The following is an 18,747-nucleotide window of genomic DNA, read 5'->3' on the forward strand; positions in this document are numbered from 1 at the left end:
AGACATTGGAGAAGTTGGTAATCGAAGGTGGCATTCCCCTCTCGGGAGCCGTTCGGATCCAAGGTGCCAAAAATGCGGCGCTTCCTATCCTTGCAGCCAGCATAATGGCGTCTGGAACCCACACGCTGCGCAATGTCCCGAAGCTGCTCGACATTGAAGTCATGCTCGGCATCCTCCGTTCCCTGGGGTGCAGCGCCGAGCACAAAGAGGACGCGGTTGTGCTCGACACAACCGGTTTGAACAGCACGCACGTTCCGGAAGAACTGATGAAGCAGATGCGTTCGTCTATTTTTCTGATGGGTCCGCTGCTTTCGCGCTTCGGAACCGTCCAGGTCTATCAGCCCGGCGGCTGTGCGATCGGTGAACGCAAGATCGATCTGCATCTGAGAGGGCTGCAGGCGCTCGGAGTTACGATCGAGGAAACCGGCAGTACGATTATTTGTACCGCCGAGGATCTGAAGGGCGCCGATATAACGCTTGATTTTCCAAGCGTGGGGGCCACCGAGAACATCATGATGGCTGCCGTTCTAGCCGACGGGATCACAACCATCTCCAACGCCGCACGGGAGCCTGAAATCCAGGACCTCCAAAACTTCCTGAACGCGATGGGAGCGGACATAATCGGAGCGGGGACCGATACTATCACTATACGTGGCGTCCGCTCTTTACATGCCTGCACGTACCGGATCATTCCGGACCGTATCGTTGCCGGTACCTTTATGGTGGCGGCGGCCGCAACGAAGGGCAGCGTAACGCTGGAAGGAGTGTGTCCCCAGCATCTGAATGCCGCCATTCATGTGCTGAGACGCGCAGGTGTTCAAATTACGGTGCACGATGATATAATAAATGTGCACGCTCCAACAAGACCGAGGGCGGTCGAGCGTATCGTTACCGCACCTCATCCGTCTTTTCCGACAGACTTGCAGTCGCAAGTTATGGTGCTCCTTTCCCTAGCAGATGGAATCAGTATAATGAAAGAAACCATTTTCGAGAGCCGATTCAAGCATGTGGATGAACTCACCCGGATGGGAGCGGACATCCGCGTGGATTTCAACTCGGCATTTATACGCGGTGTACCGAGGCTCTACGGGGCTACGGTCGAGGCTACCGATCTCCGTGCCGGCGCTGCGCTTGTCATAGCGGGGTTGGCCGCACACGGCACTACCGTCGTGGAACAAATCCACCATGTCGACAGAGGGTACGACCGGATCGAAGAAATGCTCACCCGGCTGGGTGCGCGCATTCGCCGGCAGGCTCCCGTACCGGATCAAGCGCCGGTCACCGGTGAATAATGCAGTGCCTCTAGTCCCTTCCTGCTTACAGGAGGGGATAAGAGGGTTTTACACGCTCACAAGGTTATGCACAAGGAATCGGGGGTGTCAGGCTTGCCAGAAGAGAATAAAGTTCCGGTGCTGCCGAACCCTAAACCGAGAAGGACGCGCACCAACCGGAAGCTGCTTACGCTCTTGTTCCTGTTTTTCGTAACGATTCTCGCCGTTCTCTTTTTTCGCTCGTCCTTGAGCCGGATCAGTGAAATCAAGATCGAAGGCAACGAACTGCTTTCTTCCGAAGAAATCGGACAAGCCGCCGCCGTCCGGAAGGGCGATCATTTTTTTGCGGCCCGTTCGGAGAGCGTTCGCGAGAGGGTTGCGGCCCTCCGTATGGTTCAGTCCGTTGAAGTTTCCAAGCATTTTCCGGGCCAAATCAGCATCGTGGTGCACGAGTATCCGCGCGTTGCGTTCCAGTTCGGGGCGGACGGCGTGAAGCAGGCGGTGCTAGCCGACGGGTCCACCGTTCCCGTTGTCAAAGAAGACTTGCCGGTGGACAAGCCCATTTTGACCGGATGGACAGAGAACGATCCCAACCGCATCGCTCTTTGCAAAGCGTTGGCAGCCATTCCGGCCGGGTATTTATCGGACATTTCGGAGATACGCCCGGACCCGTCGGAAGCCTACAAGGACAAGATCAAGATGTACACCCGCACCAGGTTCGAAGTCGTGACGACAGTCGGCTATCTGCCGAACAAAATTATGAATTTGTCCGCTTACATCACAAGCATGCAGGGAAGCGAAGTGAATTCCGGCGTTCTGGTGCTGCTGGAAACAGACGATCATTTGCCGCTGGATACGAGCGCCGCCGGAAACAAAGGCAAAGCCGGCACCGCCTCAACCAAAAAGCCCGATCCGACTCCGAAACCGGACGGCAGTGTGAAACCGACTCCCACTCCCCAAAAGGATACCACTCGCAAGTCCGATACGGGGGGTAAGGAAGGCAAAACGGACACACCGGGTACATCGAAGGGATCGCCTGCTCCTAACTAGGAGGGAATTCCGCCGGACAGGCCTCTTTATTTAAAGGAAGGGATTGGTAACAGGCGCCATTGCGTCCTGTAATCTATGAGACTTTCAAGGGAGGAATCGATAGGGGAGCTGCCAGCTTTTCGAATGGCCGAAAGGCTGGATGAAAGGCGCTTGATTCACGAATTTTTCAGGGTTTTCTCAGGAAAATATTACTACCCACCCTATTAAATTAGTGTTAGAATTGATTTTATGGTATTCTATTTTTACCGGTTTAAAACCAAAAAAAGAGAAAATACAGCGTTCACAAAAAAAATGCTGAAATAAAGAGGGAAACCAGCCGTTATGTTGAATAAGTAGAAAGCAGACGGGCTGTGCCCTGATTTCATTTAACAGGAGGTGCCAAAGCTTGAGCAACAATGACATCATTGTTAGTTTAGACATCGGTACATCCAAAGTTCGTGCTATTATTGGGGAAGTCGTAAACGGAACCATTAATATAATAGGGGTAGGATCAGCCGACTCGGAAGGCATCCGCAAAGGTGCCATCGTTGATATCGACCAGACCGTTCAATCGATCCGATCCGCGATCGATCATGCCGAACGTATGGTGGGCATACAAATTTCTGATGTTTACGTCGGGATTACGGGAAACCACATCGCGCTTCAGGACAGCCACGGTGTTGTGGCCGTATCCAATGAAGACCGCGAAATCGGCGAAGAAGACATCGAACGGGTTATACAAGCGGCTAGAGTCATAGCGCTGCCTCCTGAGCGCGAAATTATCGGAGTAGTACCTAACCAATACTTAGTGGACGGCCAGGAAGGCATACACGAACCAAGAGGAATGATCGGGGTCAGACTTGAAGTCGAATCCACGATTATTACCGGAGCCAAAACAGGCATACATAACCTGCTTCGCGTTGTTGAGAAATCCGGACTTAAGGTGGCAGGACTCATATTGATGTCTCTGGCTTCCGGACAGCTTGCGCTTTCCAAAGACGAGAAGTCGATAGGAACCGTATTGGTCGATATCGGAGCAGGTTCGACAACGATTGCCGTTTTCGATCAAGGAAATCTTGTCGCAACATCCACGCTGCCTATCGGCGGCGATTTCATTACCAACGACATATCAATCGGGCTCCGCACCCAAATGGATATTGCGGAAAAAATCAAGCTTAAATACGGCTGCGCGACGATTCAAGATTCCGCGCCGGATCAGGTGTTTAAAGTTAACCGGATCGGCAGTCAAGTGGATAAGGAATTCTCCCAGGTCGATCTGGCGAATATTATTGAACCCCGTGTTCAGGAAATTTTCCATCTGATTCGCGCAGAAGCCAGCCGGTTAGGATACAGTGATCCCGCCGGAGGTTATGTCCTCACGGGAGGTACCGTGTCCCTGCCGGGGACTCTTGTCATTGCACAGGAAGAGCTGGCTGCTCCCGTACGTATCGCAGTGCCCGATTACATCGGGGTCCGCGACCCGGCTTATACGAGCGGAGTAGGGATCATCCAGTTTGTTTGCAAATTTTTGCGTAACCGCCCGGTTACGGCGCCCAAGAAGCAAACGGCCAACAAACCTGCCAGTGTCAAAACACCCCAGACTGAAGCGAGCCCTGGCTGGTTCGATAAAGTCAAAAATTTCCTTAAGGAATTTATCTAACGGGACGAGCTCTGCTGTTTCTGAATGCATCTTTCCCGGTTATGGATACAAGTGTCCCAGTCACTGGCTCTGCAGCCTGCAACCAGGGGATACGCGCACAACACGCTTCAGAACCATGTTCGGGCCATGTGCGAACTCTTACGATTACCGTGCCGACAGGCGCGTTACCCATTTTGAGCTTACAGCTCACGGAAAGTTAAGTTAGGGGGACATTGACTGCTATGTTTGAATTTGATCTGGATATGGAACAATTGGCCCAGATAAAAGTCATCGGTGTGGGCGGCGGCGGCAGTAATGCAGTTAACCGGATGATCGAGAATGGAGTGCAGGGTGTCGAGTTCATTACGGTGAACACCGATGCACAGGCACTTCATCAGGCCAAGTCGGAGCACAAGCTCCAAATTGGTGATAAATTAACGCGCGGCTTGGGAGCCGGCGCCAACCCCGATGTGGGGAAGAAAGCCGCTGAAGAATCACGCGATTTAATTATGAACACGCTCAAAGGCGCGGACATGGTCTTCGTAACCGCAGGTATGGGCGGGGGAACCGGTACGGGCGCTGCTCCGGTTATCGCGGAAATCGCGAAAGAGTGCGGCGCGCTGACGGTGGGCGTCGTAACCCGACCGTTCACATTCGAAGGGCGCAAACGCGCCGCTCAGGCTGAACAGGGCATCGCGGCGCTCAAAGAAAAAGTGGACACGCTGATCGTTATTCCAAACGACCGTCTCCTTGAGATTGTAGACAAGAAGACACCTATGCTGGAAGCGTTCCGCGAAGCGGATAACGTTCTTCGTCAAGGGGTACAGGGGATTTCCGACCTGATCGCCGTACCGGGTCTTATCAACCTGGACTTTGCCGATGTGAAAACCATTATGACCGAGCGTGGTTCGGCTCTTATGGGAATCGGTGTCGCGACAGGTGAGAACCGTGCCGCGGAAGCCGCCAAGAAAGCTATTATGAGCCCGCTGCTTGAAACCTCCATCGAGGGTGCTCGCGGGGTATTAATGAATATTACGGGCGGTACAAATCTTAGCCTGTATGAAGTAAATGAAGCTGCAGACATTGTTGCCTCGGCCTCTGATATTGAAGTAAACATGATTTTCGGTGCTGTCATAAACGAGAATTATAAAGAAGAGATTATGGTAACCGTTATCGCAACCGGATTCCAGGACAAGCCGCAACAACAGCAGCCTCCGCAACCGCAAAACCGCCGTCAAGGCGGCATGCAGCAGCAACAGCAGCAGGAGGCACCTGCCGAAACCCAGCAGCGTGCGAACAATCTGCGGCCGTTCGGCGGTCAACCGGGAGACCTGGAAGTACCGACGTTCCTGCGCAACCGCGGACGCAACAATCTCGACAAATAATTCCGCTAGCGGAATGGTATAGGCGGAGAGCAGCATGACGGGCTCTCCCGGAAAAGCCGTCACAACCGACTTGAGGTCGGTTGTGACGGCTTTTTTCTTTTCCCCACTATGCGACAAAAATAGTTGGCGGACTCCGGCACGTTTAGACAGACTTTGAATTCGTCTTTTAATATACTAATCTCATCCGCTTGGGGGTGAGGAAAATTGGTCGTATACGCGGATCTGATTTTCCTGTTGAATGTCGTCATGGATACCGCCGTTTTACTAGTGACCGCACGGACGCGACGATTATCCTTCAAACCTTGGAAACTGCTGACGTCCTCTGCGCTGGGCGGATCTTATGTACTGCTCATGTTCGTACCTTCCTTGTCGTTCTTATTTACTTTTGCGGCAAAGATCATCATGTCTCTCTGTATGGTATGGATTGCTTTCGGCTATGGCAGCTTACAGCGCTTTTTGCGCAACACGGGCACCTTCTATGTAGTCAACTTTGTAGCGGCGGGGGGCGTTTTCGGCCTGAACTACGTGTTTCAAACATCGGGCGATGTGATGAACGGGCTTCTGTTCAGCCAAACGGGTGCGGCGAGGTTCAATATCCGGATCGAGACTTGGGCAGTCATCGTGTTAGGAGCGGGTTCTCTGGTGCTGCACAGACTGGTGATGGCGGGAGTAAAGAAGAAGGAAGAGCTGGCCGTCCATCTGGCGGAAGTAAGTGTGATCGTGGATGGCGTGGATTTCCGGTGTACAGGCTTGATCGATACGGGCAACCAGCTCTACGATCCGCTGACGCGGACCCCGGTGATGGTCATGGAGGCTTCGCAGCTGGCGAGTATGCTGCCGGAATCGTGGTTGAGACGAATCCGCGCAGCCGAGGTGGAACAGATTATCACGGCGATAGGGACGGAAGAAGACTTCATATGGCAGGATCGTCTGCGGCTGGTGCCTTACCGGGGAGTAAACCGGAATACGCAGTTCATGCTGGCGATTAAACCCGACAAGGTGGTCATCACGTACAGCAGCGGTCAAGTGGAAACGACGAAAGTACTTGTAGGACTGGACGGAGGTCAACTCTCCGGTGACGGGGCATATCATGCCATTATTCATCCGACGCTGGTTGCTGCCGGCTAAAGAAAGGTTATGAGTGGGAGGAAGCGGTTATGCGGGTCAAATGGAAATTGCAGATGCTAATTTTTTATTACAAGATTCTTATCTTTTTCGGTCTGAAAGGTGAAGAAATTTATTACATAGGAGGAAGCGAAGCACTGCCTCCTCCGCTGACGCGGGAAGAAGAAGAATATTTGCTTGGAAAACTGCCCTCCGGGGACGCGGCTATCCGTGCCATGCTGATTGAACGCAACCTCCGGCTGGTTGTCTATATAGCCCGCAAATTTGAAAATACGGGCATTAACATCGAGGATCTGGTCTCCATAGGGGCGATCGGTCTTATTAAAGCGGTGAATACGTTCGACCCCGAGAAAAAAATCAAGCTGGCGACTTATGCGTCACGCTGCATCGAGAATGAAATTCTGATGTATCTCCGCCGCAACAGCAAAATACGGACAGAAGTGTCGTTCGACGAACCGCTCAATATCGATTGGGACGGAAACGAGCTGTTATTGTCCGATGTGCTGGGCACCGAGAACGATACCATTTACCGCAACATTGAAGAGCAGGTGGACCGCAAGCTGCTGCATAAAGCGCTCGATAAGCTGACGGACCGGGAGCGAACGATCATGGAGCTTCGTTTCGGTCTCCAGGACGGTGAGGAGAAAACGCAGAAGGACGTTGCGGATCAGCTCGGTATTTCCCAGTCCTATATTTCCCGGCTGGAAAAGAGGATCATCAAACGGCTGCGCAAGGAGTTTAATAAAATGGTTTAAGCAAAAGCCTATCACCTGTGTGGTAGGCTTTTTGGTATGACTTTTCCATACGATTTTAAGGAGGTACCGGATAATTCTTCCGAACGGGAGACATATCTGCCTTCTTTTAAAAAAAATATCGAAAACTGAAAGCGAATACGGTCCAACAGCGGCAGGAGAGAGCAAGCATCCGGGCACTTGTCAAGGGGGGGGACACGCTCTTCGCAGCGCATAAAAACACGGGTCGCGGAGATAATTAACAGTAATGTTTCTCCTTGGGAGGTAAATCACCGTGACCCGAAATAAAGTCGAAATATGTGGTGTCGATACCGCCAAACTTCCTGTTCTGACGAATGTGGAAATGCGTGAGCTGTTCACCAATCTGCAGACGAAGAACGACCGATCCGCAAGAGAGAAACTGGTCAATGGCAACCTGAGACTGGTACTCAGCGTGATTCAGCGTTTCAACAACCGCGGCGAGTTTGTCGACGACCTTTTTCAAGTGGGCTGCATCGGCCTGATGAAAGCGATCGATAACTTCGATCTGGGCCAGAACGTGAAGTTTTCAACGTATGCGGTGCCGATGATCATCGGAGAAATACGCAGATACTTGCGGGATAACAATCCGATCCGTGTCTCCCGTTCTTTGCGGGATATCGCTTACAAAGCGCTTCAGGTCCGCGACAGTTTAACGAACAAGAACTCCCGCGAGCCTACGATTTACGAAATTTCCGAAGTGCTGAACGTGCCCAAAGAAGATGTCGTGTTTGCGCTTGACGCGATTCAAGACCCCGTTTCCCTGTTTGAGCCGATTTACCACGACGGCGGGGACCCGATCTATGTGATGGATCAGATCAGTGATGAACGCAACAAAGACATGTCGTGGATTGAAGGAATCGCGTTGAGAGAAGCGATGAGAAAGCTCGGCTCCCGCGAAAAAATGATTTTGTCGATGCGCTTTTTCGAAGGTAAAACCCAGATGGAAGTCGCCGATGAAATCGGAATTTCGCAGGCGCAGGTTTCAAGGCTGGAGAAATCGGCGATCACTCAGATGCAGAAACATGTCAAAAGCTGATCGATCTCACGCCTGCCCGATTTACCTGCACGTACATCTATCGAAAGCCCGGATTCCGGGCTTTTTATTATGCCTGTTTTTCCGGCTGAACCCCGAGAGGCGCTTTTCTTGGTTTTGCAGGACATTTTGGCCGTGTCCCTCATATACTAGAACAAACGGGCGAATAACCTGAAAGCGTGGGGTAAGCAGATGAAAATATCCGACTTTCAAACGAAAGACGTTATTAATATTGTCGATGGTAAAAAACTAGGCCAGATCAGCGATTTGGAGCTTGAACTCCGCCAAGGCCGGATCGATTCCATTGTCGTTCCGAACAGCAGCAAGTTTTTCGGCTTGTTTGGGGGAGGAACGGATCTTATCATTCCTTGGAAAAATATCGTCAAAATCGGAGCCGATGTCGTTCTGGTCAAACTGGATGAAGCGAAAACCTACCGGGCCGTCGAGGAGAGCGATTCCGTTGATTACAACCGCAGCTCCCGCGGGTAATAGAAGGAGATATGAGGATGGCCGTACTTCCGGGCGTTTCGTTATAAAGCAGCCGCTATAAACGGAGGCGCCCCTTTTTCATACCTGCCGCACCGCCAATTTTTGTCGTCTTATGACCGATATGGTAAACTTGAACAAGCAGAGAAGGCCGTTGTAGGCCGGGGATACGGAGGGGACAGGCAGTGGAACCGTTTGTACACAAGAAATCGAATTCCGGGGAACCGGAGCTTTTTGTGCTGGAAAGGCTTCAGGAACGTTTTCCTTTCGTTCAGGCCGGATTTACATCGCGTCACGGAGGAGTGAGTTCGGCTCCTTTCGATTCGCTTAATCTGGGCCTGCACGTAAACGATGCGGACGAAGATGTCGTCGAGAACCGGAGGAGACTTGCCGCAGCGCTCGGAGTGCCTTTTGAAGCGCTCACGTTCGGCGAACAGGTGCACGGCAAAGAGGTAGCGGTCATCGAAAAGGAGCAGATGGGAAGTGGACGCGTATCGCGTGCCGATGCGATTCAGGACAAGGACGCGTTTATTACCGCCAGAAAAGGGATCATGCTCTGCGCCTTGTACGCGGACTGCGTTCCACTTTATCTGATCGATCCGGTAAACCGGGTCGTAGGAATCGCCCACGCCGGCTGGAAAGGAACGGTCCAGAATATCGGAGCGGCTGCGCTTGCTTCGATGACCCGCTCCTTCGGAAGCAGGCCAGAAGACGTGTATGCCGTAATCGGCCCTTCCATAGGCGGCTGTTGTTACGAAGTGGATGATTATGTCGCGGACCGCGTTTACGAGAGCTATTTGGATACCGGCATTTCCAAAAAACAGACGGAAACTGTCGTTATCCCCCGTAAAGAAGGCAAATATCAGTTGAATTTGCAGGAATGCAACCGACAATTTCTTGAGAAAGCAGGAATTTTGTCGTCGCATATAGAAGTAACAGAGTTATGTACGAGTTGTTCGACCGATCTGTTCTTTTCCCATCGTAAAGAAGGGGGTTCGACCGGGCGTATGGCAGCCTGGATTGGTCTCAGAAACGACTGATCCGGTCCCGACAACTTACAGACAGCATGGAGGGAGTGAACCGCTGCTGATGAATTTGCAGGCGCGTATTGAAGATGTGCATCACCGCATTGAGGCGGCTTGCCGGCGGTCCGGCCGCAACCCTGAAGACATAAACGTGATCGCGGTTACGAAATATGTATCTCTGGAAGCCACGCGCGAAGCTCTTGACCATGGGTTAACACAGGTGGGAGAGAACCGCTGGCAGGATGCCAAAGAAAAATGGGAAGCGCTCGGAGACCGGGGAGACTGGCATTTTATCGGGCATTTGCAAACGAACAAGGTGAAGGACATTATAGGGAAATTCGCGTATATCCATTCTCTGGATCGTGCTTCGCTCGCCAAAGAGCTGGAGAAAGAGGCCGCCAAACGGGATCTTTCCGTGAAGTGTTTTATACAAGTGAACGTATCCGGCGAGGAATCCAAATACGGACTGCCCCCGCAAGAGCTGGAATCCTTCGCGAAGGATTTGAAGCAATACCCCCATCTTCAGATCGTCGGCTTGATGACGATGGCCCCGCTGGAGGCCGAAGCGGAAGCGACCCGGCCCGTATTCAGGAAGCTGCGCGAGCTGAGGGACACGCTTAACGCCGAGCGGATTCTGCCGGAACCTTTGCGGCATTTGTCCATGGGGATGTCGGGAGATTTTGAAGTGGCGATCGAAGAAGGCGCGACTTGGGTGCGTTTAGGCACCGTACTTGTCGGAAAGTCTTAAATCAATACCATCTATTCCACAGAGGAGGAGCGTCGGATGGGCGTTATGAATAAATTCATGAATTTTATCGGACTGCAGGAAGAAGAAGAGGTTGTAGAACGGGAAAGAATTGTAGAAACTCCGGAAGAACCTGAAACCCCGGTGCAGGAACAACGTACGAAACAGAGTAAAAATAACATTGTGAGCATTCATTCGCAGAAAAACAGCCGCGTTGTGCTTCACGAGCCTCATTCTTTCGACGATTCTCAGGAGATTGCGGATCATCTGCGTTCCCGCAGGACTGTCGTCGTAAATTTGCAGCGGGTTCGTCCCGAACAAGCGGTACGGATTTTCGATTTCCTGAACGGGACCGTTTACGCGCTGAACGGATCGATCTCCAAGATCGGACCGAATATTTTCCTGTGCGCCCCGGATTCCGTAGAAATTCAGGGATCGATCTCGGATTTTTTGCATGAAGCTTAGCATTGGACAAAAAGGTTGAGGTGAAAGCGGTTGGTCATGAACATTTACGGGTTGATCGATACATTGGCCCAAATTTACTTCTATATGATTTTCGGTTACGTGCTGCTTTCCTGGTTCCCGAATGCCCGCGAGAGCTTTATCGGCGAACTGCTGGCGAAACTCGTGGAGCCATATCTGAGCGCATTCCGCCGCTTTATCCCGCCGATCGGCCCGCTTGATATTTCTCCGATCGTTGCCATGGGCGTATTCTGGCTCGTCGTCGCAGGCCTCAAAGTCGTGGTCGGCTACATTTTGAGGATATTCTAGTGGCTAAAGAAATCTACGGGCATTTCCATCCCGATGAGCATGCTTTCGTGGACCGGGCCCAGGAGTGGGTCGAGAACGCCGCCCATCACAAAGTGAAGCGGACGGACTTTCTCGATCCCCGGCAAGCTTTTATTCTGCGTACACTGGTTAACCGCAACCCCGACGTGAACTGCAGATTAGATGGCGGGTACCCGGATGCGGAACGCCAGAGAGCGATTCTAGGGCCGGATTACCTGGATCTTCCGGGCGAAGATATGGGGCTGAGAGTCCTATCCGTAGAATCCGGTGACAGCAAGTTCCAGGCGCTTAGTCACGGCGATTATATGGGAGCGATTCTGGCGCTCGGCATGAAAAGGGACAAGGTAGGGGATATTAACGTATCCGAACAGGGCTGCCATTTCGTCGTGGCGGAAGAAGCGGCCGATTATCTTCATCTCAATCTCAGCCAAGTGCACCGCGTACATGTGACGACCGAAATTTTGCCGATCGATAAGTTGAGACCGTCCGCCGTCAAACTGGAGGAGATGTCGCTGTCCGTAGCTTCTCTCCGTCTGGATGGAATTGTAAGCGATGTATTCCGATTAAGCCGGGCCAAAGTTCTCATCCCGATCGGATCCGGCAAGTGCAAAGTGAACTGGAAGCCCGAAGAGAATCCGAGCGTCCCCCTGCAGGAAGGCGACGTCGTTTCTTTGCAGGGCTTTGGGCGTTTTCGTGTCCTGGAAATAGAAGGAGTGACGAAGAAAGGCAGAACCCGCATGAAAGTGGGCAAATACGTTTAACCTATTTTTAAGTGCGAGGAATAAAGGATTTTTCGCTTTTCTGTCGAAATTCTATTTCTTAACTGAACCGTACAAACTCTCCATCGGTTAACATTCTAGGAGGTGCACCATGCCCTTAACACCACTCGATATACATAATAAAGAATTTGCGCGCTCTTTCCGCGGCTATGACGAAGATGACGTGAACGAATTTCTGGACCAGGTCATCAAGGACTACGAGGCCGTTATCCGTGAAAACAAAGAGCTCCAAAACCAAATTCTGGCGCTGCAGGAACGGCTGGATCACTTCTCCAATATTGAAGAAACGTTGAGCAAAACGATTATTGTCGCGCAGGAAGCCGCCGACGAAGTGAAGAACAACGCCAAGAAGGAAGCGCAGCTTGTACTCAAGGAAGCGGAAAAGAACGCCGACCGGATTATCAACGAATCGTTGACGCGTTCCCGTAAAGTTTCGATGGAAACCGAAGAGCTTAAGAAGCAGGCGAGCATTTACCGCACACGTTTCCGCACGCTGCTTGAAGCGCAGCTGGAGCTCCTTCAGGATGAAGGCTGGAAGACGCTCGATCACGACAAGGTGCTTGAACTCGAGAAGTAACCGGCTTCCAAGCGGGTTTCATTGACTACCAGACCCGGATTCGATATACTTCGGGTAACTGAATCTTTCGTAAAGCGATGACTGGGCCAAGTATTCCGTACAGCAGTGTCAGCGAGTTAGGGTGGGTGTGAGCCTAATCTCTGCAGCGGACGAAAATCCCCCAGGAGCGTCTCTTGAAAAGCGAAGTAGGGAGCATCGGGTAATTCCGTTATCGATTCGTCGAGTGAGACTGACAACCGGTCGTCATTTCTTTCATGCGGGAGGATTTCTGTTTGAGGGGATGGCAGCGGGCCGGAACGGTCTAACAAGGGTGGTACCGCGAGCTTAACTTCTCGTCCCTTTTGGGATGGAGAAGTTTTTTGCATTTTAGAGAGCAAGAGGGAATTGTCCCGGAAGGGATCAGCGTACTAAGACTAGGGAGTGAATCAATTTGGATTACGGAAAAACATTGCAGCTGCTGAAAACGGACTTTCCGATGAGAGGTAACCTGCCCCAGGCAGAGCCTAAAATGCAAGCGCATTGGGAAGAAATCGACATTTACGCGAAAGTGCAGGAGAGCCGCAAAGGGCGGGAGAAGTTCATTTTGCACGACGGACCTCCGTACGCCAACGGGGACATTCATATCGGCCATGCGCTGAACAAGATTCTGAAGGATGTTATCGTCCGCTTCAAAACGATGCAGGGCTACGATGCGCCGTATGTGCCGGGCTGGGACACGCACGGACTGCCGATTGAGCAGGCAATCGCCAACAGCGGCAAAGTGGACCGCAAAAAGATGTCCGTTGCCGAATTCCGCAAATACTGCGAAGAATACGCGCTTCAGTGGGTAGAGCGGCAGAAGGAACAATTCAAGCGTCTCGGAATCCGCGGTGACTGGGATCATCCTTATATCACGTTGCAGCCGGAATATGAGGCCGAGCAAATCCGCCTTTTCGGCAAAATGGTGAAAAAAGGATACATCTACAAAGGGCTGAAGCCGGTGTACTGGTCTCCATCCTCCGAGAGCGCTCTGGCTGAAGCCGAGATCGAATACAAAGAAAAAACCTCCCCGTCCATCTATGTCGCTTTCGATGTAGCGGACGGCAAAGGCAAGCTTCCGCAGGATGCGGCTGTCGTCATCTGGACGACCACTCCGTGGACGCTTCCGGCGAATCTGGGCATTTCCGTTCACCCGGACTTTACGTACGCTGTCGTGGAAGCGGGCGGCAAAAAATATGTGCTGGCCGAAGGACTGCTGGAAGCGGCGGCGAAAGCCATCGGCTGGACCGATTACAGCATCGTCTCCACGGTTAAGGGAAGCGAGCTGGAGAACGTGACCTGCAAGCATCCGTTCTACGACCGGGAGTCGCTTGTCATGCTGGGCGAGCACGTTACGCTGGAAGCCGGTACGGGCTGCGTTCATACCGCTCCCGGCCACGGCGAGGATGATTTTATCGTCGGGCAGAAATACAAGATCGGCGTGCTTTGTCCCATTGACGATCAAGGGCACTTCACGGCGGAAGCGCCGGGGCTGGAAGGCGTTTTCTACGAAAAAGGAAACAAAACGATTCTGGAATGGCTGGAAAACAGCGGTCACCTGCTTCACGCTTCCTCCATCAATCACCAGTACGCGCATGATTGGCGTACGAAAAAGCCGGTTATTTACCGGGCGACGGAGCAGTGGTTCGCTTCCATTGATAAATTCCGCGATGAAATGTTGGAAGAAATCAAAAAAATCAAATGGACGCCTAACTGGGGCGAGATCCGCCTTCACAACATGATCGCGGATCGCGGAGACTGGTGTATTTCCCGCCAGCGCGTGTGGGGCGTACCGATTCCGATTTTCTACTGCCGCAGCTGCAATCATCCGATCGTAAACGATGAGACCATCGAGCACGCGGCCAAGCTGTTCGAAAAAGAAGGCTCCAACGCGTGGTTCACGCTGACGGAGAAGGAGCTTCTGCCGGAAGGCCTTTTCTGCCCGGAATGCGGCCATGGCGAGTTCCGCAAAGAAACGGACATTATGGACGTCTGGTTCGATTCGGGTTCCTCCCATGCGGGAGTGCTGGCCAAGCGTCCCGAACTGCAGTGGCCGGCCGATCTGTATCTGGAAGGTTCCGACCAGTACCGCGGCTGGTACAACTCCTCCCTGATCACGGGCGTGGCGGTAAAAGGCCAGTCCCCGTACAAGGGGATTCTCAGCCACGGCTTTACTCTGGACGGCGAAGGCCGCAAAATGTCCAAGTCGCTAGGCAACACAGTCGATCCGAGTCAAGTGTGCAACAAGCTTGGCGCCGACATTTTGCGTCTGTGGGTATCTTCGGTGGATTATCAGTCCGACGTGCGGATTTCCGACAACATCCTGAGCCAGATTACGGAAGTGTACCGTAAAATCCGCAACACGCTCCGTTTCCTGCTGGGCAACTTGAGCCATTTCGATCCGGTGAAGGACCGTGTGGATGTCGCCCAAATGAGCGAGCTGGACCAGTATGCCGTTATCCGCCTCAACAGAATGACGGAAAAAGTAATCAAAGCTTATGACGCATATGAGTTCCACGTCGTCTATCAAGCTGTTCATCACTTCTGCGCCGTGGAGATGAGTTCGTTCTACCTGGATATCATCAAAGACCGCCTGTACGCGGACGCGGCCGACGATTCCGCCCGTAAAGCTTCGCAGACGGTACTATACGACGCCTTGCTTGCTATCACGAAGCTCATTGCGCCGATCCTGCCGCATACGGCCGATGAAGTGTGGAAATACATCCCCGGCGTGGAGCTGGATAGCGTACAGATCAGCGAACTGCCGGAGATCCGCACGGATGTGTATAACCAAGAGCTGGAACAGAAGTGGGACGGCTTCCTGAATATCCGCGACGAAGTGCTTAAAGCGCTGGAAGAAGCGCGCAAGAACAAAACAATCGGCAACTCGTTGAGCGCCGCGGTTGATTTGTACCCGAGCGATGCGGCGTTCAAGCTGCTCAGCGGTTTCGACAAGCTCGATACGCTCTTCATCGTCTCGGCCGCAGCTCTGCATAATCCGTCCGAGAAAGCGCCGGAAGGAAGCTATGAGGCTCAAGACCTTGCCGTGCAGGTGTCCGTCGCCGAGGGAGACAAATGCGAACGCTGCTGGATAGTCACACCGGAAGTTGGGCAGAACAAAGAACACCCGACTCTGTGCGCAAGATGTGCGGAAGTAGTTTCCCGCCTCGAATAAAGCAGCCCAGGTAATGGAATTCGCCGCCGTGTGGAGATAGGGGACACCAAATCTGCAGGAGCGATTTCATGGATAACCTGAACGAAGAACGGAACGAACGGAATGACCGGAATGAATGGAACAAACCCGTTAGTGCCCGGCTTCCGGAGGAAGATGCGGAGCTAGAGCACCGGGATTTGCCAACCAACGCCGCCCGTACGGACGATGAGGAAAAACGGCTCGTTCATCATATTCATGAGAAAGTAACCGAAATAGCGGCCAATATCGAACGGACGCAAATTGCCGATTACGTGACGCTGATGAACAAGCCGCGCAAACTCATTTTCGCGAATCTCATAGCGGGGATTTCCAGGGGAGTGGGGCTCGGTCTCGGCATTACCGTATTCGCCGGTACCATCCTCTACGCACTGAAAGCTCTGGGCGCATTGAACCTGCCCATTATCGGCACTTACATTGCGGACCTTGTGGAGTATGTCCAGTTTCAACTGGAAGGGCGCCGGTTTTATTAACCGGGCGCGTTACAAAGGAAAACGCAGAGCCGCTTGTTCAGCTCTGCGTTTCTTCCGATGTATAATCCGGCTCAAGAAGAGGATCTCCTTCTTGATTATCCATATAAGAGCGATAGGCTTTATTGCGAATAACGGATACATGATTGCCGTAAATATCGGTGGCAAGGAAGCTTTCGAACGGTTCCACATAGCCGTCAAGCTCGTCTGCCTCGACGTACATGGCATTATAGTCGCCTATGTTCGGATCTTCCGCCATGGCGGGAGAGTCGGAATTGCCCCAGCTTTCCACGATCTGCCAGGCGTCTTCGCCGTCAAATTGATTTTGGTCCGAGCGTTCGTCCAGACTGGTCCGTCCGAAAGGCGGGGCAAGAAATTCCTCTTCCACAGGTCTTCTGTCGGATGCGTGCCGGTTCGGCACATGCTCCAGGCAGTACTGGGTTGTCGGAATTGCGCTTAACCGCTCGTAGGGAATGGTTCTGCCGCACTCGATACAAATCCCGTAGGTGCCGGCAGCCAGCCTTTCCAGTGCGAGATTGACCTGATCGAGATGACGTTCGGCATTTTCAAGCAGAGCGATGTCTTTTTCCCGCTCGAACATTTCCGTTCCCAAATCGGCGGGATGATTGTCGTACGTGGACAACTCTCCGGTGTTCTCGCCCATAGCCTGAGACATTCCGAAGTGTTCGTCGAGCTCTAACTGCTCTTTAAGTTCTTTTTTTTCAATGAGAAGCTGCTGTCTGAGTTGATCCGTTTGATTGGAAGTCAGTATACGCATGGGGGTACATCTCCCTTCGGAAGGTGGCCTGCAGCAATAGGGTTTACGAAGGCTCCCTTTTTTAGTGTGGAAAATGAAAGCACCGCAGCCAAACGTTTAACGGGCGACAAGCGACAAGCCGTCGTCAGAGGAGGAATCCCGTTGTATTATTATTTACTTGCACTTATCGTCTTTTTGATTGATCAGGGGACCAAATGGCTCGTGGTTAAAAACATTCCGCTGCATGACTCCATTCCGGTGATCGGCGAGTTTTTCCAGCTGACTTCGCACCGCAACCGCGGCGCCGCCTTCGGAATTTTGCAGGACCAGCGCTGGTTCTTCATCTTGATTACTTTGGTAATCGTCGCGGGAGTTGTTTTGTATCTCAACAGGACCCGTAAAGCCGGGCAGAAGCTGATGTCTCTGGCGCTCGCTCTGCTTTTGGGAGGCGCGGTAGGAAATTTCCTGGACCGTCTTCTTTTCGGCGAGGTTGTCGATTTCCTTCAACTGCATTTTCAGTTTTCCTTTTTCGGCAAAGCGGTCGACTACATTTATCCGATCTTTAACGTGGCGGACTCCGCGATCGTCATCGGCGTCATTCTGATTTTTATCGATTCGATCATCAGCTGGAAAAATGAAAAAAGAGGGACGGCATCATGAGCGAACAAAACAACTATGAGTTGGAACAAAACGGCATGGATGAAACGGAAAGCGAACCGACGCGCTGGCAGGTCGAAGCCGGGCAAAACGGCGAAAGAATCGACAAGCTTCTGTCCGATGCCTTGGATGGAGTGTCGCGTACGCAAATTCAGCAGTGGATTAAGGACGGTCATGCCCGGGTGGACGGCCGGAACGTAAAGCCTAACTACAAGCTGTCCGAAGGGCAGGTCGTCGATCTAGCCATTCCGGATCCCGAACCGCTGGATATCGCCGCGGAAAACATTCCCCTGGAGGTCGTTTACGAAGACGGGGACGTCATCGTGATCAACAAGCCGCGCGGACTGGTCGTGCATCCGGCTCCCGGTCATTACAGCGGTACGCTGGTGAATGCGCTGATGCATCACTGTAAAGATTTGTCGGGCATCAACGGGGTTATGAGACCCGGCATCGTTCACCGCATCGACAAGGATACTTCCGGCTTGCTGATGATCGCCAAAAACGATCAGGCCCATGCAAGTCTGGCCGAGCAGCTTAAGGAGCACAGCGTGACCCGCAAATATGTGGCGCTTGTCCACGGGAATTTGCAGCACGATCACGGAACGATTGACGCCCCGATCGGCCGGGACAGCTATGACCGCAAGCTGTACACCGTGACGGACAAAAACTCCAAACACGCGGTCACGCATTTTGCCGTATTGGAGCGGTTTGACGGGTATACGCTGGTGGAGCTTAAACTTGAAACGGGCCGGACTCATCAGATCCGGGTCCATCTCAAGTTCATCGGGCATCCGCTTGTCGGAGACCCGTCCTACGGCCGCAGCAAGGGGATGACCATGGACGGTCAAGCGCTTCACGCGCAGATTCTCGGTTTTACCCATCCGCGGACAGGGGAGCGGCTCGAATTCGAGGCGCCGATTCCGGAGGATATGGCGGATCTTTTACACCGTCTGCGCAATTTGTAAGGACAACTAGGGA

At 52.6% G+C, this 18,747-nt stretch carries 19 protein-coding genes and 1 other annotated feature; of the genes, 18 read left to right on the forward strand and 1 reads right to left on the reverse strand.

Annotated elements, in window-relative coordinates:
* Window positions 1–5 precede the first annotated feature (5 nt).
* From murA to ACI48J_RS08660, 16 genes are all read left to right on the forward strand, one after another.
* Window positions 6–1,292 carry a UDP-N-acetylglucosamine 1-carboxyvinyltransferase gene (gene murA, locus ACI48J_RS08585; protein ID WP_009671778.1) on the forward strand — a complete coding sequence of 429 codons (1,287 nt, stop codon included), beginning with the start codon at window positions 6–8 and terminating at the stop codon, window positions 1,290–1,292.
* An 84-nt stretch (window positions 1,293–1,376) separates the two neighbouring features.
* A complete protein-coding gene (locus tag ACI48J_RS08590) occupies window positions 1,377–2,321 on the forward strand; it encodes a cell division protein FtsQ/DivIB (RefSeq protein WP_405082464.1) in 945 nt (314 codons plus the stop codon).
* A 385-nt stretch (window positions 2,322–2,706) separates the two neighbouring features.
* Entirely contained in the window at window positions 2,707–3,960 is a 1,254-nt protein-coding gene (gene ftsA / locus ACI48J_RS08595) for a cell division protein FtsA (RefSeq protein ID WP_009671845.1), read from the forward strand.
* A 221-nt stretch (window positions 3,961–4,181) separates the two neighbouring features.
* On the forward strand, window positions 4,182–5,324 hold the full coding sequence (ftsZ, locus tag ACI48J_RS08600) for a cell division protein FtsZ (protein WP_405082465.1): 1,143 nt from the start codon (window positions 4,182–4,184) through the stop codon (window positions 5,322–5,324).
* A gap of 204 nt (window positions 5,325–5,528) precedes the next feature.
* A complete protein-coding gene (spoIIGA, locus tag ACI48J_RS08605) occupies window positions 5,529–6,452 on the forward strand; it encodes a sigma-E processing peptidase SpoIIGA (RefSeq protein WP_405082466.1) in 924 nt (307 codons plus the stop codon).
* A gap of 29 nt (window positions 6,453–6,481) precedes the next feature.
* Window positions 6,482–7,204: an RNA polymerase sporulation sigma factor SigE gene (sigE, locus tag ACI48J_RS08610; protein ID WP_217557866.1), complete on the forward strand. Its 723-nt coding sequence runs from the start codon at window positions 6,482–6,484 to the stop codon at window positions 7,202–7,204.
* Between the two features lie 271 nt (window positions 7,205–7,475).
* Window positions 7,476–8,258: an RNA polymerase sporulation sigma factor SigG gene (gene sigG / locus ACI48J_RS08615; RefSeq protein ID WP_009671832.1), complete on the forward strand. Its 783-nt coding sequence runs from the start codon at window positions 7,476–7,478 to the stop codon at window positions 8,256–8,258.
* 189 nt (window positions 8,259–8,447) lie between these two features.
* Window positions 8,448–8,744 (forward strand): YlmC/YmxH family sporulation protein, encoded by a 297-nt coding sequence (locus ACI48J_RS08620; protein WP_103993626.1) that lies wholly within the window; start codon window positions 8,448–8,450, stop codon window positions 8,742–8,744.
* A 182-nt stretch (window positions 8,745–8,926) separates the two neighbouring features.
* The gene (gene pgeF / locus ACI48J_RS08625; protein WP_405082467.1) at window positions 8,927–9,781 is read left to right on the forward strand and encodes a peptidoglycan editing factor PgeF; all 855 of its coding nucleotides are present in this window, start codon (window positions 8,927–8,929) and stop codon (window positions 9,779–9,781) included.
* A 49-nt stretch (window positions 9,782–9,830) separates the two neighbouring features.
* Complete coding sequence (locus ACI48J_RS08630) at window positions 9,831–10,514, forward strand: YggS family pyridoxal phosphate-dependent enzyme (protein WP_405082468.1); 684 nt, start codon at window positions 9,831–9,833, stop codon at window positions 10,512–10,514.
* Window positions 10,515–10,550: 36 nt separating this feature from the next.
* The gene (locus ACI48J_RS08635; protein WP_009671786.1) at window positions 10,551–10,976 is read left to right on the forward strand and encodes a cell division protein SepF; all 426 of its coding nucleotides are present in this window, start codon (window positions 10,551–10,553) and stop codon (window positions 10,974–10,976) included.
* A 30-nt stretch (window positions 10,977–11,006) separates the two neighbouring features.
* Complete coding sequence (locus tag ACI48J_RS08640) at window positions 11,007–11,282, forward strand: YggT family protein (protein ID WP_009671841.1); 276 nt, start codon at window positions 11,007–11,009, stop codon at window positions 11,280–11,282.
* Window positions 11,282–12,061 carry an RNA-binding protein gene (locus ACI48J_RS08645; RefSeq protein ID WP_405082469.1) on the forward strand — a complete coding sequence of 260 codons (780 nt, stop codon included), beginning with the start codon at window positions 11,282–11,284 and terminating at the stop codon, window positions 12,059–12,061. Before ACI48J_RS08640 ends, ACI48J_RS08645 begins: the two co-directional genes overlap by 1 nt.
* 109 nt (window positions 12,062–12,170) lie before the next feature.
* Window positions 12,171–12,656 (forward strand): DivIVA domain-containing protein, encoded by a 486-nt coding sequence (locus tag ACI48J_RS08650; RefSeq protein WP_009671797.1) that lies wholly within the window; start codon window positions 12,171–12,173, stop codon window positions 12,654–12,656.
* 68 nt (window positions 12,657–12,724) lie between these two features.
* Window positions 12,725–12,999, forward strand: a binding site (T-box leader).
* Between the two features lie 87 nt (window positions 13,000–13,086).
* Complete coding sequence (ileS, locus tag ACI48J_RS08655; RefSeq protein ID WP_405082470.1) at window positions 13,087–15,849, forward strand: isoleucine--tRNA ligase; 2,763 nt, start codon at window positions 13,087–13,089, stop codon at window positions 15,847–15,849.
* 68 nt (window positions 15,850–15,917) lie between these two features.
* Complete coding sequence (locus ACI48J_RS08660; protein WP_326052844.1) at window positions 15,918–16,358, forward strand: DUF5665 domain-containing protein; 441 nt, start codon at window positions 15,918–15,920, stop codon at window positions 16,356–16,358.
* Between the two features lie 37 nt (window positions 16,359–16,395).
* Here the strand turns inward: ACI48J_RS08660 and ACI48J_RS08665 are convergent, their stop codons facing one another.
* Window positions 16,396–17,133: a TraR/DksA C4-type zinc finger protein gene (locus tag ACI48J_RS08665; RefSeq protein WP_326052845.1), complete on the reverse strand. Its 738-nt coding sequence runs from the start codon at window positions 17,131–17,133 to the stop codon at window positions 16,396–16,398.
* A gap of 141 nt (window positions 17,134–17,274) precedes the next feature.
* Here ACI48J_RS08665 and lspA point away from each other — a divergent pair, with 141 nt between their 5' ends.
* Window positions 17,275–17,772, forward strand: a complete 498-nt coding sequence (gene lspA / locus ACI48J_RS08670) for a signal peptidase II (RefSeq protein ID WP_405082471.1) — start codon at window positions 17,275–17,277, stop codon at window positions 17,770–17,772.
* Entirely contained in the window at window positions 17,769–18,734 is a 966-nt protein-coding gene (locus ACI48J_RS08675; RefSeq protein ID WP_405082472.1) for an RluA family pseudouridine synthase, read from the forward strand. The genes lspA and ACI48J_RS08675 overlap by 4 nt, the downstream gene beginning before the upstream one ends.
* Window positions 18,735–18,747 lie beyond the last annotated feature (13 nt).

It is taken from the genome of Paenibacillus chitinolyticus, from assembly GCF_045038035.1.
Classification (GTDB): Bacteria; Bacillota; Bacilli; order Paenibacillales; family NBRC-103111; genus Paenibacillus_F; species Paenibacillus_F chitinolyticus_A.

Coding starts and splice junctions, on each gene's coding strand:
- ACI48J_RS08675 (WP_405082472.1), top strand. CDS start 17,769: ATGAGCGAACAAAACAACTATGAGTTGGAACAAAACGGCATGGATGAA.
- ACI48J_RS08660 (WP_326052844.1), top strand. CDS start 15,918: ATGGATAACCTGAACGAAGAACGGAACGAACGGAATGACCGGAATGAA.
- ACI48J_RS08665 (WP_326052845.1), bottom strand. CDS start 17,133: ATGCGTATACTGACTTCCAATCAAACGGATCAACTCAGACAGCAGCTT.
- ACI48J_RS08650 (WP_009671797.1), top strand. CDS start 12,171: ATGCCCTTAACACCACTCGATATACATAATAAAGAATTTGCGCGCTCT.
- ACI48J_RS08630 (WP_405082468.1), top strand. CDS start 9,831: ATGAATTTGCAGGCGCGTATTGAAGATGTGCATCACCGCATTGAGGCG.
- ACI48J_RS08620 (WP_103993626.1), top strand. CDS start 8,448: ATGAAAATATCCGACTTTCAAACGAAAGACGTTATTAATATTGTCGAT.
- sigE (WP_217557866.1), top strand. CDS start 6,482: ATGCGGGTCAAATGGAAATTGCAGATGCTAATTTTTTATTACAAGATT.
- ACI48J_RS08635 (WP_009671786.1), top strand. CDS start 10,551: ATGGGCGTTATGAATAAATTCATGAATTTTATCGGACTGCAGGAAGAA.
- ftsZ (WP_405082465.1), top strand. CDS start 4,182: ATGTTTGAATTTGATCTGGATATGGAACAATTGGCCCAGATAAAAGTC.